The sequence below is a fragment of the Lentzea xinjiangensis genome (genome assembly GCF_900110955.1).
Classification (GTDB): Bacteria; Actinomycetota; Actinomycetes; order Mycobacteriales; family Pseudonocardiaceae; genus Lentzea; species Lentzea xinjiangensis.
Genome location: NZ_FOFR01000004.1, coordinates 279,946 through 295,504, shown reverse-complemented (window position 1 = coordinate 295,504; position 15,559 = coordinate 279,946). Strand labels below are relative to the sequence as shown.

The 15,559-nt window shown below is 72.1% G+C and carries 13 protein-coding genes; 2 read left to right on the top strand and 11 right to left on the bottom strand.

The features are described from left to right. Positions 1–76 precede the first annotated feature (76 nt). Complete coding sequence (locus BMW88_RS13235) at positions 77–877, top strand: S1 family peptidase (protein ID WP_089950970.1); 801 nt, start codon at positions 77–79, stop codon at positions 875–877. A 60-nt stretch (positions 878–937) separates the two neighbouring features. On the opposite strand, the gene BMW88_RS13230 is transcribed toward BMW88_RS13235, so the two are convergent. From BMW88_RS13230 to BMW88_RS13200, 7 genes are all read right to left on the bottom strand, one after another. Beyond that, complete coding sequence (locus BMW88_RS13230) at positions 938–1,738, bottom strand: alpha/beta fold hydrolase (RefSeq protein WP_089950969.1); 801 nt, start codon at positions 1,736–1,738, stop codon at positions 938–940. A gap of 111 nt (positions 1,739–1,849) precedes the next feature. Then, on the bottom strand, positions 1,850–2,302 hold the full coding sequence (locus BMW88_RS13225) for a MarR family winged helix-turn-helix transcriptional regulator (protein ID WP_089950968.1): 453 nt from the start codon (positions 2,300–2,302) through the stop codon (positions 1,850–1,852). Positions 2,303–2,999: 697 nt separating this feature from the next. Continuing rightward, positions 3,000–3,506, bottom strand: coding sequence for a regulatory protein RecX (locus tag BMW88_RS13220; protein ID WP_089950967.1), 507 nt, complete (start codon positions 3,504–3,506; stop codon positions 3,000–3,002). A 9-nt stretch (positions 3,507–3,515) separates the two neighbouring features. Then, positions 3,516–4,562 (bottom strand): recombinase RecA, encoded by a 1,047-nt coding sequence (recA, locus tag BMW88_RS13215; protein WP_089950966.1) that lies wholly within the window; start codon positions 4,560–4,562, stop codon positions 3,516–3,518. A 146-nt stretch (positions 4,563–4,708) separates the two neighbouring features. Then, a complete protein-coding gene (locus BMW88_RS13210; RefSeq protein WP_089950965.1) occupies positions 4,709–4,903 on the bottom strand; it encodes a DUF3046 domain-containing protein in 195 nt (64 codons plus the stop codon). Positions 4,904–4,912: 9 nt separating this feature from the next. Beyond that, positions 4,913–6,166, bottom strand: coding sequence for an MFS transporter (locus tag BMW88_RS13205; RefSeq protein ID WP_089950964.1), 1,254 nt, complete (start codon positions 6,164–6,166; stop codon positions 4,913–4,915). 53 nt (positions 6,167–6,219) lie between these two features. Beyond that, positions 6,220–8,085, bottom strand: coding sequence for an Hsp70 family protein (locus BMW88_RS13200; protein WP_089950963.1), 1,866 nt, complete (start codon positions 8,083–8,085; stop codon positions 6,220–6,222). Between the two features lie 108 nt (positions 8,086–8,193). On the opposite strand from BMW88_RS13200, the gene BMW88_RS13195 reads away from it, so the two are divergent. Continuing rightward, a complete protein-coding gene (locus BMW88_RS13195; protein ID WP_245777743.1) occupies positions 8,194–12,762 on the top strand; it encodes an ATP-dependent helicase in 4,569 nt (1,522 codons plus the stop codon). 1 nt (position 12,763) lies between these two features. Here BMW88_RS13195 and BMW88_RS13190 read toward each other — a convergent pair whose 3' ends face one another. The 4 genes from BMW88_RS13190 to BMW88_RS13175 form a co-directional block, all read right to left on the bottom strand. Further along, positions 12,764–13,750 (bottom strand): 1-aminocyclopropane-1-carboxylate deaminase, encoded by a 987-nt coding sequence (locus tag BMW88_RS13190; RefSeq protein ID WP_089950962.1) that lies wholly within the window; start codon positions 13,748–13,750, stop codon positions 12,764–12,766. After that, complete coding sequence (locus BMW88_RS13185; protein ID WP_089950961.1) at positions 13,747–14,382, bottom strand: GntR family transcriptional regulator; 636 nt, start codon at positions 14,380–14,382, stop codon at positions 13,747–13,749. Before BMW88_RS13185 ends, BMW88_RS13190 begins: the two co-directional genes overlap by 4 nt. Before the next feature lie 89 nt (positions 14,383–14,471). Continuing rightward, positions 14,472–15,035: a GNAT family N-acetyltransferase gene (locus BMW88_RS13180; RefSeq protein ID WP_089950960.1), complete on the bottom strand. Its 564-nt coding sequence runs from the start codon at positions 15,033–15,035 to the stop codon at positions 14,472–14,474. Further along, entirely contained in the window at positions 15,032–15,520 is a 489-nt protein-coding gene (locus BMW88_RS13175; protein WP_177221082.1) for a YbaK/EbsC family protein, read from the bottom strand. The genes BMW88_RS13180 and BMW88_RS13175 overlap by 4 nt, the downstream gene beginning before the upstream one ends. Positions 15,521–15,559: the final 39 nt, after the last annotated feature.

Here is a 15,559-nt window from a genome sequence, read left to right as displayed (position 1 = left end):
AGAATCCTCACCCGATCGGGTCGGTTGTGGCGCGTCCGTCCACAGCCGAGTGGAGCGGGGTACTTACGATCCGCACATGGCACGACGACTCGTCGGAACCCTCCTCGCGGCGATCGCCGCTTTCGCCGTGACGACGGCACCCGCCCAGGCCGCCGTCGACTTCACCGGCATCGTCTCGCTCGACAACTGCTCCGGCTCGCTGGTCCGCCTTCCCGGCTCGGCGCCCGCGGACGAGGCGCTCGTGCTCACGAACGGGCACTGCGTCGAGCTGATGAAGCCCGGCGAGGTGATCGTCGACGAGGCGGCGTCGCGCGGCTTCGGCCTGCTCGACGGCTCCGGCGAGAAGATCACGACCCTGCGGGGCACCAGGTTGGTCTACGCGACGATGACCGGCACCGACGTCGCGCTCTACCGGGTCAACAAGACCTACGACGAGATCCAGCAGCGCTACGGAAGCCGTGCGCTGGAACTGTCGGCCACGCCCCCCGCGGCCAAGACGGAGATCCGCATCGCCTCGGGCTACTGGAAGCGGATCTACTCCTGCCAGATCGACGACCTGGTGCACCGGCTCAAGGAAGCCGAGTGGACCTGGCACGACTCGATGCGGTACACGCCGTCGTGCAACACCATCGGCGGCACCTCGGGTTCGCCGATCATCGACAACGCGAGCGGCAAGGTCGTCGGCGTCAACAACACCGGCAACGACAGCGGCGGCCGCTGCACGATGAACAACCCGTGCGAGGTCGACGCCGCCGGCAAGGTCACCGTCCGCAAGGGCATCAGCTACGGCCAGCAGACGTCCGGCCTCGTCCCCTGCTTCGGGCCCGGCACGACGCTGGACCTGTCGCTGCCGGACTGCAAGGTCGCGAAACCCTGATATGACAGGGCGAAAGCCGGGACGCCCGCGTCCCGGCTTTCCGCTCCCCCGATTCCCCCGTCAGCGCGCGGCGCGCACGATCAGGTCGGCCACGATCTCCGGCTGGGACACCGCCACCGAGTGCGAAGCGCCGCGGACCTCGACGAGCGCACGCGCGTTGGCGCGCTCGGCCATCCACTTCTGCGAGGCGATCGGGATGTTCTTGTCCTTGCCGGCGACCACGAAGTACGACGGGATCGTGCGCCACGCGGGATCCCCGGCCTTCTCGGTCAGCGCGGTGTCGTTGACCGGCCGCTGCGTCGCCGCCGCGATCGTCGCGTCCCTGCGGGACACGTCGGCCGCGAACTGCTGCCAGTACTTGTCCTGCTGGATCACGAGGTCCTTGCTGCCGTCACCGATGTCGACGGTCGACAGCGTGTCGCCGAGCGTGCTGCCGGGGAACTTGTTGGACAGTTCGAGCGCGCTCTCACCGTTCTCCGGCGCGAACGCCGCGACGTAGACGAGCGACTTCACGTTCGGGTTGCCGAGCGCCGCCTGCGACTGGACCATGCCGCCGTAGGAGTGGCCGGCGATGACGACCGGCCCGTCGATCGTGGCGAGCACCTTGCGCAGGTAGTTCGCGTCACCGGTGAGGGAGCGCAGCGGGTTCGCCACCGCGACGACCGGGAAGCCCTTGCGCTGCAGGCGTTCCACGACACCGTTCCAGCTCGACCCGTCCGCGAACGCGCCGTGCACGAGCACGACCGTCGGCTTCTTGGCCCCGGTCTTCTCGGCGTCCTCCCCGGCACCGGCGCTGGACGGAACAACGGCAGCCATCGTCAGCAGCGCTCCAAGAACCGTGAACACCTTGCGAACTCGCATCGTTCTCTCACTCTCGCCAGGCACCGATCCGGTGCTTCATCGTGCTCGATTAGGTCGTGCACGATGTAAGTTACCCGACGAGGCACCTCGTACGCGATGTGTTTCAGGTCACTAGCGCTCGGCGCCGTGCTTCACGCGGTGCAGCGCCTTGCGGAGAACGTTGATCTCGTCGTCGGTCATGCCGAGCGCCTGACCGAGCCGGTTGGTCATCTCGGCGCCGATCCACTGCAGGTCACGGCCCTTGTCGGTGAGCTGCACGAGGACCGAGCGCTCGTCATCGGGGTGCGTGACGCGCACCAGCAGCCCGCTCTTCTCCAGCCGCTTGATCAGCGGCGACAGGGTGCTGTACTCGAGGTCCAGCTCGTTGACCAGCTCCCGGATCGGCCTGGAGTCCCGCTCCCACAGCAGCAGCATCACCAGGAACTGCGGGTAGGTGATCCCCGCCTTGTCCAGGATCGGGCGGTAGAAGCCGGTGACCGCTCGCGACGTCGTGTAGAGGTCGAAGCAGAGCAGTTCCGAGACCGTGGGGGTCGCGGTGGACGGCGCGTCGGGAGTGGTGCTCACCTGGTTCAGGCTACTCGCGGCCAACCGGTCAAGCCGTGAGGTCGGTTACGGGGCACCGAATTCTGCCCCTGGGGGACCGGCCGGGACGTCGGCCGGGTGCGGTGGAGCAGAGCCGTGGAGTCGGCGGCAGGATTGGGAAGCGGTCGTGCGGAAGCTGCGCCGGGGGCGCGAGCCGGCGCGGCGCAGGTAGCGCGGGCCGCGTATCGGGATCCGGGCTGAGCGGAGGACGAGGCGCGGCTCAACGCTGTCAGCCGAGTCGGGCAACGGACAGTGCGGCGGGAATGGTGCGCGCGTCACTTGCGGCTGACCGGTCACGCCACGAGACCGGCCATCGAACGCCGGAGGTCGGCCCCGTGGAAGCCGGCCAGGCGGAAGTCGGCCGGGGAACTCGGGTTAGCGCGGAGGACGGGAGCCGTGCCCGAAAGGCGGGGCCCGGCGGAGACGGGCCGGATCCGGGGCACCGCCCGAATGAGAGCGAGCCACTGTCGGCGTTTTGGCACGGCCGGGCACGCGACGAGGTTCGTGCCTACAGCGCGCGTAGCTGCCTGTGACGCGTTCGCATGGCCTGCCTGCGACGCGCTCGCATGGCCTGGCTGCGACGCGCTCGCGTCGGTGCCTGCGACGTGGCTCGCGTGGCCTGCCGGTCAAGCGCCCTTGGTGGCCACCGGGGTGGTCAAACCCCGGTGGAACGGCTCGGCTACCAGGGCTCGTCCAGGGCCGCGGCCTCGTCGCCCGCGTTGCGCAGCTCGTCGCGCACCACGCGGTACGCGAGGCCTTCCGCGTATCCCTTGCGGGCCAGCGCGCCCACGAGGCGGCGGATCTTCGTCGTCTCGTCCACTCCGGAGAGGGTGCGCAGGCGTTTGCGGACCAGTTCGCGGGCCCGGTCTTCCTCGGCTTCGCTGTCGACGGCGGCCACGGCTTCGGCGACCACCTCGTCGGCCACGCCTTTGCGGCGCAGCTCCATGGCCAGGGCTCGGCGACCCAGGCCGTTGTGGGTGTGGCGGGAACGCACCCACATCTCGGCGAACTCGGTGTCGTCGATCAGGCCGGCGCGGTCGAACTTGCCGAGGACCACCTCGGCGACGCCGGCGCTGATTCCCTTGCGCAGCAGCGCGTCGTGCAGCTCTTGCCGGGAGCGGGCTCGGGCGGTGAGCAGCGCGTAGCAGATGTCCCTCGCTTTGCGCTGCTCCTCAACCTCGTCCACTCGTTACCTCTAGAACTCGACAGGCGCGGCGGGAGCCGACTCGTCGGCGTCGAGGGTGGCGCCGATGCCGAGCTTGTCCTTGATGCGCTTCTCGATCTCGTTCGCGATGTCCGGGTTGTCCAGCAGGAACTTGCGGGCGTTCTCCTTGCCCTGGCCCAGCTGGTCGCCCTCGTAGGTGTACCAGGCGCCGGACTTGCGCAGGATGCCCTGGTCGACGCCCATGTCGATGAGCGAGCCCTCGCGGCTGACGCCCTTGCCGTAGAGGATGTCGAACTCGGCCTGCTTGAACGGCGGCGCGACCTTGTTCTTCACGACCTTGACCCTGGTGCGGTTGCCGACGGGCTCGCCGCCGTCCTTCAGGGTCTCGATGCGGCGCACGTCCAAGCGCACGGAGGCGTAGAACTTCAGCGCCTTACCACCGGTCGTGGTCTCCGGGGAGCCGAACATCACGCCGATCTTCTCGCGCAGCTGGTTGATGAAGATCGCGGTCGTGCCGGACGAGCTGAGCGCACCGGTGATCTTGCGCAGCGCCTGGCTCATCAGGCGGGCCTGCAGACCCACGTGGTTGTCGCCCATCTCGCCCTCGATCTCGGCGCGCGGCACGAGGGCGGCGACCGAGTCGATGACCAGGATGTCGAGCGCGCCGGAGCGGACCAGCATGTCCGCGATCTCGAGCGCCTGCTCACCGGTGTCGGGCTGCGACACCAGCAGCGCGTCGGTGTCGACGCCCAGCTTCTTCGCGTACTCGGGGTCGAGCGCGTGCTCGGCGTCGATGAACGCCGCGATGCCGCCGGCCTTCTGGGCGTTCGCGACGGCGTGCAGCGCCACGGTCGTCTTACCGGAGGACTCCGGACCGTAGATCTCGACGACCCGTCCCCTCGGCAGACCACCGATGCCGAGCGCCACGTCCAGCGCGATCGCGCCGGTCGGGATGACCTCGATCGGGGCGCGGCCCTCCTCGCCGAGGCGCATCACGGAGCCCTTGCCGAACTGCTTGTCGATCTGCGCCAGGGCCAGCTCGAGCGCTTTGTCCCGGTCGGGTGCTGCGGGTGCCATCTTGGGTCCACCTTTTGTCGTCTGCCGTTGCTTCGTCATGTTGGACCTGACGCTACTGGCGGGGTCTGACAATTCTGCGAAGCCGGGGGTCGGAGCCACTGTAGCCGAACACGTGTTCGAGCACACGTGACACTCCGGGCCGCGGCTCAGCGCCGGTTCTCGGGGACTTCGAACGCGTCGCAGACCGCGAGCCAGACCTCCTTGGCACCGATCCCGGCCTCCAGCGCCTCGTCGGCGGTGCGTCCCCCCAGCGACGACAGGACGTGGTCGCGGGCGATCATCTCGGCCCTGACCTGGCCGAACTCCCCCGCCATGAGCTTGCGGAACACGGTGATGCGCACCGGAGGACCCTAACGAACGGGCCTGCGCAGCGAAGCGAGGAGGCACACCACCAGCAGCGGCAGCGCGGTGAAGCCCACGATCAGGCCGAGCGCCGCGTACGACCACGCCGTCACGACGATCCCGGACACGGCGCCACCGATGGCGGCACCGACGTTCATCACCAGGTCCGACAGGCCTTGTGCGGCCGGGCGGTCCTCCACCCGCACCGACTCCGTCAGCAGCGCGGACCCCGACACCAGCCCGGCGGACCAGCCGAACCCGAGCAGCGCCAGGCCCGCGGCGAGCTGCGGGGCGTCGTGCGACGGCGCCATCCCCGCGACCCCGGCCGCCGCCACCACCAGCGACGCGCCGATCGCGAGCACCGGCACGCGCCCCAGCCGGTCCGCCATCCACCCGAACAGGGGGCTCGCGGCGTACATGGCGGCGACGTGCAGGCTGATCACGACGCCGACCACGCGCAACGACGACCCGGCGTGGTTCATGTGCACCGGCGTCATCGACATCAGGCCGACCATCGCGGTGTGGCACAACATCACCCCAACGAGTGCAAGTCGTGCCATCGGCCCGAGCGTTCCCCAGACGCGCAGGCCACCGGGGCTGCCGGAGCCGCCGGAGCAGTGCGGGGGGTCGACCGGCCGGGTGCTCCTCACGACCGCCAGCGGGTCCGGCCGCAGCCCGAGCTGGATCACCAGCACGGCGGCACCGAGCACCAGTGCCGCCAGCAGGAAGGGCCCCACGCCGACCGGCAGGCCGAGCCACGCGGCCACCCGTCCGGCGGGATCGGCGAGGTTCGGGCCGATGATCGCGCCGATCATGGCCGCCCACACCACACGGGAGAGTTCCCGCGCACGGCGGTGTGGGTGCGCCAGGTCCGTTGCGGCATAGCGAGCCGCGTAGTTCGCGCTGGAAGCCCCTCCGAACAGGAGGAGGCCCACCAGCATCACCTGCCACGAACCGAGGCCCACGGCGACGGCGGCGACCAGCGCGCCGAGAGCGCCCGTGCCGTAGCCGAGGACGAGCGCGGGACGGCGCCCGTGCCGCTGCGCGAGACGGGCGCCGGGCAGGGCGAGCACCGCGGCACCGGCGACGGCGGCGGTCTGCGCGAGCCCTCCGACGGCGTCGGAGCCGGACAGCGACGCGGCGATCAGCGTGCTGAACGCGAGGCCGATCGTCACCGACGCGGACCCGAGGACCTGGGTGCCGGTCAGCACGCGAACGACCTTGCGCTGCACGCGTTCGACCTGCGGCGCGACGGTCACCATGATCGCGATGGTGGCACGGCGCGAAGCCGCGCCGACAGGTCCATCAGGGGCGGTTACTCACCCGGTTGAACGGACTTCTCGAAGAAGTCGGCCATTTCGTCCGGCTTGAGCTCGTCGGCGTTCTCCTCGGCGTTCTTGGTGAGGATGCCGAACATGGGGCGGCCCTTGGCGGTGAACACGAGCACGCCGGTGCCGCTGGAGGTGGCCGCGCGGTAGTTGCCCTCCAGGCCGTTGCCGGTCCAGTCGGCCTCGACGCGGTCGGTCTGGAAGGACTTCGCGATGGCGTCGGCGTTGTTCTCGGCGCCGGTGACGCTGTCGGTGAGGATGTACTGGACCGCGTAGCCGTCGCGGATCGTGCAGCTCACGACCGTGCCCTCGATCTCCTCCATGCCGGTGATCTGCGCGGAGTCGGCCTTCTCGCAGCCGCCCCCGTCCGGCACGGTGCCCGCGAGCTGGCGCAGGCACCTGGTGAAGCCCTGGCCGTCCTGGGACGTGTCGTCCTTGCACTCGTCCGCGCTGGGCAGGTCGGGGCCGGAGAACGCGAACACCGCGCCGAGGACGGCCGCGACCGCCACGACCGCGCCGCCGATGCCGAGCAGGAGCTTCTTGTTGTCCTTCTTCGGCGGCTGCTGCGGGAAGTTCATCGGGTAGTTGCCGCTGACCGCCGGGTTCACCGCGTACGGCCCGGTCACCGGGTAGCTGCCGCTGGCCGAGTAGGCGCCGCTCACGGCGGGGTTCGGGTACGAGCCGCTGATCACCGGGTTGGGCCCGCTGATCACCGGGTTCGGGCCGCTGACGTTCGGGTTCACCGGGTGCGGGCCCGTCACGGCGGGGCTGACCGGCGCGGTCACCACCGTGGGCGGCTCGACGTAGCGGGGCTTGTCGTCCTCGCGCTTGAGCGTGATCGCCGACTTGTCGACGACCTGCGCGCCGGACGCGACGATCGTCTCCGGGTGGTCGGGGTTGGTCGGGACGATACCGACCTTCTCGGCGATGATCTGCGCGACCAGCGGCATCCGGCAGGAGCCGCCGACGAGGTAGACGTGCTCGGGCGTGACGCCCGCCTTGTGCACGGTGGAGACGAGCAGCTCGGTGCTGCGGATCAGGCTCGGCCGGATCAGCGCCTCGAGCTCGGCGCGCGTGACGACGACCTTCTCGAACGGCTCCGGCATCAGCACCTCGACCTGGGGCAGCTCGGAGAGGTCCTCCTTGGCGAGGCGCAGCTCCTCGCGCAGGCCGAGGCGGGCGCGGTGGTCGTCCACCGTGGTCGGGCGCAGCAGCCGCTGCCAGCCGGCCGGGTCCTTGTGCGAGACCGCGCGGCCGATGTGCTCGAGCAGCGCCTGGTCCACGTCGAGACCGCCGACGTCGCCCAGGCTGCCGTCGGCGAGGATGCGGTGCTCGGCGTCGAGCACGGAGACGTCGAACGTGTCGGCGCCGAAGTCGTAGACCGCGAGCGGGCGGCCGCCGCCGAGCGCGGCCACCGCGACGGCCTCCGGCACGGGGACGAGCTCGCCGGTCATGCCCGCGAGCCGGGCGGAGGACAGCAGCCTGTTGCGCCTGCTCGGTCCCCACTCGGCCGGGTGGGTGAGGCGGATCTCGTCGAGCTGCGCGCCCATCAGCAACGGCGTCACCGCTTCGAGCACGCGCGCGTAGATGGCCGCGAGCGCGTCGGTGACCGGCAGGTTCTGCTCGCCGAGCTTGAGCGTCGCCTTGTCGATGAGGCGCTTGGGGTTCGCCTCGTAGCGCGACGGGTCCTGCCGGGAGCGCCGCTCCGCCTCCCGGCCGACGCGCAGGGTGCCGTCCTCTTCGAGGTAGACGGACGAGGGCATGGTCGGCCCGCCGTCCACGTCCACCACACCATGGCCGGACAGCACCGCAACAGTGTTGGCGGTGCCCAGGTCGACGGACAGGACGCGCACCGTGCTCCCCTCGCAGACGTACGGGACGATCGTGCCACAGCGGCCTCCGGCAGGTGCTCGGACCTGCGTAATCGGAAATTGTCGGACCCCGGCGCCATGATGGTCCCCATGGACGTGATGGAGGCATTCTCACCGGCGACCAGGCAGTGGTTCGCCGGGGCCTTCGCCGCGCCGACCCCGGCTCAGACGGGTGCGTGGGCGGCCGCGGCCGCGGGCGAGCACGCGCTGGTCATCGCCCCGACGGGCTCGGGCAAGACGCTGGCCGCCTTCCTGTGGGCGCTGGACCGGCTCGCGTCCTCCCCCGTGCCGCCGGAGCCGAAGCACCGGTGCCGGGTGCTCTACGTGTCGCCGTTGAAGGCGCTGGCGGTCGACGTCGAGCGGAACCTGCGCGCGCCGCTCGCCGGCATCCGGCAGGCGGCCCACCGGCTGGGCCTCACCGAGCCGTCGATCGCCGTGGGCATGCGCACGGGTGACACGTCCCCCGAGGAGCGGCGGGCGTTCGGCCGCACCCCGCCGGACGTGCTGGTGACGACGCCGGAGTCGTTGTTCCTGCTGCTCACGTCGTCGGCGCGCGAGTCGTTGCGCGGCGTGCAGACGGTGATCGTCGACGAGGTGCACGCGGTGGCCGGCACCAAGCGCGGCGCGCACCTCGCGTTGTCGCTGGAACGGCTGGACGCGCTGCTCGACCGGCCGGCGCAGCGGATCGGGCTGTCGGCGACGGTGCGGCCGGTCGAGGAGATCGGCACGTTCCTCGCCGGCGGGCGGCCGGTGTCGGTGGTGCAGCCGAAGACGCCGAAGACCATCCAGGTCGAGGTGGAGGTGCCGGTCGAGGACATGGCACAGCTCGGCCAGCCGACGGGCGAGGTGTCGGGTTCGGCCGCGGGAGCCGAGCAGCGCACCTCGATCTGGCCGTCGGTCGAGGCGCGGGTGCTGGAGCTCGTGCGGGCGCACCGGTCGACGATCGTCTTCGCGAACTCGCGCCGGCTCGCGGAACGGCTGACCGCGCGCCTGAACGAGCTCGCGGAGGAAGCCGAGGCGCGGGACGGGGACGCGGCCGCCGAGCCGGGGGCGTTCCCGGCGGAGGCGATCGCCCAGTCCGGGATGACGGTGCAGAAGACGGCCTCCGTGGCCCGCGCGCACCACGGGTCGATGTCGCGTGAGCAGCGCACGGCCGTGGAAGAGGACCTGAAGTCCGGCCGGTTGCCGTGCGTCGTGGCGACGTCGTCGCTGGAGCTCGGCATCGACATGGGCGCGGTCGACCTGGTGGTGCAGGTGGAGGCGCCGCCGTCGGTCGCGTCCGGGCTGCAGCGCGTCGGCCGGGCCGGCCACCAGGTGGGCGCGGTGTCGCGGGGCGTCATGTTCCCGAAGTTCCGCGGCGACCTGGTGTCGTGCGCGGTGGTGGCGGAACGGATGCGCGACGGCGCGATCGAGGCCGTGCGGTTCCCGCGCAACCCGCTGGACGTGCTGGCGCAGCACATCGTCGCGATGGTGGCGATGGAGACGTGGACGGTCGAGGAGATGACGGCGCTCGTGCGCCGGTCGGCGCCGTTCGCGGGGCTGCCGGACTCGGCGCTGCACGCGGTGCTCGACATGCTGTCGGGCCGCTACCCGTCGGAGGAGTTCGGCGAGCTGCGGCCGCGGATCACCTGGGACCGGGTGAACTCCGAGCTGCGCGGCCGGCCGGGGTCCCAGCGGCTCGCGGTCACCTCCGGCGGCACGATCCCGGACCGCGGGCTGTTCGCGGTGATGACACCGCCGTCGGAGAACGGTCCCGGCTCGCGCGTCGGCGAGCTGGACGAGGAGATGGTCTACGAGTCGCGCGTGGGCGACACGTTCCTGCTGGGCACCTCGTCCTGGCGGGTCGAGGACATCACGCACGACCGGGTGATCGTGGTGCCCGCGCCGGGCCAGCCCGCGCGGATGCCGTTCTGGAAGGGCGACGCGCCGGGCCGCCCGCTCGAGCTCGGCCGCGCGATGGGCAAGTTCCTGCGCGAGGTGTCCACGATGGAGGACTCGGCCGCGCGGGAACGGGCCGCCTCGGCCGGTCTGGACGCGTGGGCGACGGACAACCTGCTCGCCTACCTTGCCGAGCAGCGGGAGGCCACGCGGCACGTCCCGAACGACAGGACCGTCCTGGTGGAGCGGTTCCGCGACGAGTTGGGCGACTGGCGGCTCGTGGTGCACTCGCCGTTCGGGGCCCAGGTCAACGCGCCGTGGGCGCTGGCGATCGCCGCGCGGCTGCGGGAGAAGCGCGGCGTCGAGGTGCAGGCCGCGCACTCCGACGACGGCATCGTGCTGAGGCTGCCCGACGCGCTCGACCACGACGGCGTGGAGGTGACGGCGAGCGCGGAGGACGTGCTGCTCGACCCGGAGGAGGTCGAGCAGATCGTCGTGGCCGAGGTCGGTGGTTCGGCGTTGTTCGCGGCCCGGTTCCGCGAGTGCGCCGCCCGGTCGCTGCTGCTGCCCCGCCGCGACCCGAAACGGCGCACCCCGCTGTGGCAGCAGCGGCAACGGTCGGCGCAGCTGCTGTCGGTGGCGTCGAAGTACGAGCGCTTCCCGGTGGTCCTGGAGGCGATGCGCGAGTGCCTGCAGGACGTCTACGACGTGCCGAGCCTGCGTGAGCTGATGGCGGACGTCCGCGCGCGCCGGGTCCGCGTCGTCGAGGTGGAGACGCCGTCGCCGTCGCCGTTCGCCCGCAGCCTGCTCTTCGGGTACGTGGGCATGTTCCTCTACGAGATGGACGCCCCCCTGGCGGAACGCAGGGCGGCGGCGCTGTCGCTCGACTCGACGCTGCTCGCGGAGCTGCTCGGCTCCGAGGCGATCCGCGAGCTGCTCGACCCCGAGATCGTCGCCGAGGTCGAGCGCAGCCTGCAGCGCCTCTCCGAGGACCGCCGCCCGCGGCACGCCGAGGACACCGCGGACCTGCTGCGGTTCCTGGGAGACCTCTCCGACGCCGAGGCCCTCGACCGCGGCGTGCCCCGCGCGTGGCTGGACGAGCTGGTGGCCGCCCGCCGGGTGATCCGCGTCCGGATCGCCGGTGAGGAGCGGTCGATCTCGATCGAGGACGCGGGCAAGGTCCGCGACGCGCTCGGCGTCGCCCTGCCCGTGGGCGTCCCGGAGGCCTTCACCGAGCCGGTGGCGGATCCGCTGGGCGACCTGCTGAGCCGCTACGCGCGCACGCACGGCCCGTTCGCCGCGGCGGAGCCCGCCGCCCGGTTCGGTCTGGGTGTGGCCGTGGTGACGGGTGTCCTGGAACGCATGGCCGCCACGGGCCGGCTGGTCCGCGGCGAGCTGCGTCCCGGCGGCACGCACACCGAGTACTGCGACGCGGACGTGCTGCGCCGCCTGCGCCGTGCCTCGCTGGCCCGGCTGCGCTCCGAGGTGGAGCCGGTCGAACCCGCGGCGCTGGGCCGGTTCCTGCCCTCGTGGCACGGCCTGGGGCGGCGGCTGCGGTCGGCGCCCACGGTCGACGACGTGTTCTCGGTGGTGGAGCAGCTCGCCGGGGCGCCGCTCCCGGCCAGTGCGCTGGAAGCGCTGCTGTTCCCCTCCCGGCTGCCGGGCTACTACCCGGCGTTGCTGGACGAGCTGACGGCGTCCGGCGAGGTGACGTGGACCGGCTGCGGTTCGCTGGCGGGTGGCGACGGCTGGATCGCGCTGGCCCCGGCCGACGTGGCGGACCTGCTGCTGCCCGACCTGGTGCCGGAGGCGATCCCGGAGTCGCCGCTGCACACGGCGGTGCTGGAGGTGCTCTCCGGTGGCGCGCTGTTCTTCCGCCAGGTGGTCGACCGGGTCTCGCAGTCCGTGCAGTGCACCGACGCCGAGGTCGTCGGCACCCTGTGGGACCTGGTGTGGGCGGGTCTGATCACCAACGACACGCTGGCGCCGCTGCGCGCGCTGGTCTCCGGTGGCGGCGCGGCCCACAAGCCACGCCGCAGTGCGCCGCGGGGCCGCTACGCCCGGCTGCGCGCCGCTCGTCCGGACCTGCCCTCGCGCACGGGTCCGCCGACCGCGGCGGGCCGCTGGTCGCTGGCGGTGCGCCCGGCGGAGGACCCGACGCGCCGGGCGCACGCCCGCGCCGAGGCGTTCCTGGAACGCCACGGGGTGCTGACCCGCGGCGCTCTCGACACCGAACGGGTGACGGGCGGGTTCAGCGGCGTCTACAAGGTGCTGCGGGCGATGGAGGAGTCGGGCCAGGTCATCCGCGGCTACGTCGTCGAGGGGCTGGGCGCGGCCCAGTTCGCGGCACGGGGCGCGGTGGACCGGCTGCGGGCGTTGTCGCGGGCACCGGGCCAGCCGGCGCCCGACGACCAGGCCGCGGTGGTGCTCGCCGCCGCCGACCCGGCCCAGCCGTACGGCGCCGCCCTGCCGTGGCCCGATCCCCTGGGGGAAGGCAAACACCGGCCCGCTCGCAAGGCGGGCGCGCTGGCGGTGCTCGTCGACGGCACGCCGGCGCTCTACGTCGAGAGGGGAGGCAAGTCGCTGCTGTCGTTCACCGATGACGACCCGGTCCTGCGCACCGCCGCGAACGCCCTGAGCCGGGCGGTCCGCGGCGGCTGGCTCGGCGCGCTGGCGGTCCAGCGGGCCGACGGCGAGATCGCCCTGACCTCGCACCTCGCCACGGTCCTGCAGGAAGCGGGTTTCCGCGCCACACCGAAGGGTCTGCGCCTGCGGGCCTGACTCAGGCCGGGAAGAGCGAGCTGTAGGCGTTCAGGGCGGGCTGCCCGCCGAGGTGGGCGTAGAGGACGGTGGAGTCGCGGCCGATCTCGCCCGACGACACCAGGTGGATGAGGCCTGCCAGGGACTTCCCCTCGTAGACCGGGTCGGTGATCATGCCCTCCAGGCTCGCACCCAGACGCATGGCGTCCACAGTGGACTCGTCGGCGATGCCGTAGGTGCCGGCGTGGAAGCGGTCGTCGAGCAGGACGTCCTCTTCGGACACCTCGACCCCGAGCAGCTCGGCGGTGGCGTGCGCGATGCGGGCGACCTGGGCGTGGGTCTCGGCCGGTTTGGCGGAGGCGTCGATGCCCAGCACGCGGCGGTTCGAGTCGCCGGCGAACCCGGCGACCATGCCCGCCTGGGTGCTGCCGGTGACCGAGCACACGACGACGGTGTCGAAGAAGACGCCGAGCTCGGCCTCCTGCCGGCGGACCTCGTCCGCCCAGTTCGCGAAGCCCATGCCGCCCAGCGGGTGGTCGGAGGCGCCCGCGGGGATCGGGTAGGGCTTGCCGCCGGACGCGCGTACCTCCTCGATCGCCTGCTCCCAGGCGGGTTTGACGCCGATGCCGAACTCGGCGTCCACGAGGCGGATGTCGGCTCCCATCATGCGGCTGAGCAGGATGTTGCCCACCCGGTCGCTGCCCACGTCGCTCCAGTCGACCCAGCTCTCCTGCACCAGCACGGCTTTCAGGCCCGCCCGTGCCGCGGCGGCCGCCACCTGGCGGGTGTGGTTGGACTGGATCCCGCCGATCGACACGAGGGTGTCGCAGCCGGTCGCCAGCGCGTCGGCGACGAGGTACTCGAGCTTGCGGGTCTTGTTGCCGCCGTAGGCGAGGCCGGAGTTGCAGTCCTCCCGCTTCGCCCAGACCGCGGCGCCGCCGAGGTGGGTCGTGAGGCGGTCCAGGCGGTGGACCGGCGAGGGCCCGAAGAGCAGCGGGAACCTGTTCACAGTTCGTCCTCCAGAGTGCGCCAGTTCTCGTCGACCAGGCGTGCGGCCAGCTCGTGGTCGCCCTGCTCGCACGCTTCGATGATCTGCTGGTGCTGGGTGACCGAGTGGCGGGCGTTCGGCGAGGAGAAGCGGCTGTGCTCGGCTCGCCGGACCAGCGGGGTGAAGCGGTCGATGGTCGCGGCGACCGCGAAGTTGTCGCAGCGGTGCACGGCCACCGCGTGGAACTCGTCGTCGGCGGCCAGCGCGGCGATGGCGTCGTCGGCGTCGAGCGCCTCCTCGAAGGCCTTGTTCGCGGCGCGCATCGCGGCGATGTCCTCGTCCGTCAGCGACTTGCGGTGGACGACCAGGCGGGTGGCGAGGACGTGCATCGACTGCACGACGACGAGGGCGTCGCGCACCGGTTCCGCCGCCAGCGCGGTGACCCGCGTGTACGCGTGCGGCTTGGTCTCGATCAGACCCTCTTCGGTCAGCGTGGCGAGCGCCTCGCGCACCGGGGTGCGGGACAGGCCGAGCTTCTCGGCCAGCTCGACGTCCTTGATGGCCGTGCCCGGCTCCAGGTCGCCGCGCACGATCGCCGACCGGATCTCGGCGGCGGCCCGTTCCTTCAGTGACCCATATCCAATATATTGCATTTCACTGAGGCTAGAGCCAGCGCCTGCCCAGTGCAACAGCGAGAAACCCCGAGCCGCAGCGGCGGCCTGGGGTTCGACGAGCTCTCGTGTCAGTCGATCGGCAGCGAGCGGCCCAGGACGGCGAACGGGCGCGGGTCGCCGGTGAACTGGTAGTGCCGCAGGACATCCACGAAACCGACACGGCGGTAGAGCTTCCACGCCTTGCTCGGGCCTTCGGGCGTCGACAGCAGCACGCGGGACGAGGACACGCCCTCCATCAGCCGGCGCAGCAGCTCCTCACCGAGACCGCGGCCTTGCGCGCGCGGCAGCACGTGCAGCTCGGTCAGCTCGAAGTAGTCGGTGAGCCAGCCCTCGACGACGGTGGGCGCGGCGACGGCCATCAGGCCGCGGCGCACCTGCTCGTGCCACCACTGGCCGGACGCGCCGCGGTAGCCGTAGCCGATGCCGACGAGCTCGTCCTGCTCCCCGAGCGCGACGACGCAGCGCCAGTCCTCGCGCATCATGTGCGCGAGCCACATCGGGGCGCGCTGCTCGACGGTGCCGGGCGGGTAGTTCATCGCGGTCACGTACAGCGCGAGCGCCTCGCCCAGCCGCGCGTTCAGCTCGGCGGCGGTCATCTCGACGACGCGCTCCAGGCGCGGCGAGGCCGTCATGACGACACCACCGCCACGCGTCCGCCCGTCAGCGCCACCAGGTCCGCGAAGGTCGTGGGGTACACGGCGTGCGGATGGCCCGCGGCCGCCCAGATCTCCTCGTGGGCGGACAACGCCTCGTCCACCAGGGTCTCGATCGGCGCGGGGTGCCCGACCGGCGACACGCCGCCGATCACCTGACCCGTGTGCTCGCGGACGAACTCCGGGTCGGCACGCTTGACCGCGTCCGCCCCCACCAGCTCGGCGACCAGCGAGGTGTCCGCGCGGTGCGCGCCCGAGGTCAGCACCAGCAGCGGGGCCGCCACTCCGTCGCGCACCGCCGCGAAGAGCAGGCTGTTCGCGATCGCGCCCACCTGCACGCCCACGGCCTCCGCCGCGGCCGCCGCCGTCCGCGCGGCGTCCGGCAGCACGACGATGCGTTCGGCGGTGGCGGGTGGCAGGGCTTGCGCGACCTTGCGGATTCCAGGGTGTTCGAGCGCACTCACGTCACCATCAGACCACGACTGGCGCCCACGTGGTGGGCC

Coding starts and splice junctions, on each gene's coding strand:
- BMW88_RS13235 (WP_089950970.1), top strand. CDS start 77: ATGGCACGACGACTCGTCGGAACCCTCCTCGCGGCGATCGCCGCTTTC.
- BMW88_RS13230 (WP_089950969.1), bottom strand. CDS start 1,738: ATGCGAGTTCGCAAGGTGTTCACGGTTCTTGGAGCGCTGCTGACGATG.
- recA (WP_089950966.1), bottom strand. CDS start 4,562: ATGGCACCCGCAGCACCCGACCGGGACAAAGCGCTCGAGCTGGCCCTG.
- BMW88_RS13205 (WP_089950964.1), bottom strand. CDS start 6,166: ATGGTGACCGTCGCGCCGCAGGTCGAACGCGTGCAGCGCAAGGTCGTT.
- BMW88_RS13195 (WP_245777743.1), top strand. CDS start 8,194: ATGGACGTGATGGAGGCATTCTCACCGGCGACCAGGCAGTGGTTCGCC.
- BMW88_RS13185 (WP_089950961.1), bottom strand. CDS start 14,382: ATGCAATATATTGGATATGGGTCACTGAAGGAACGGGCCGCCGCCGAG.
- BMW88_RS13180 (WP_089950960.1), bottom strand. CDS start 15,035: ATGACGGCCTCGCCGCGCCTGGAGCGCGTCGTCGAGATGACCGCCGCC.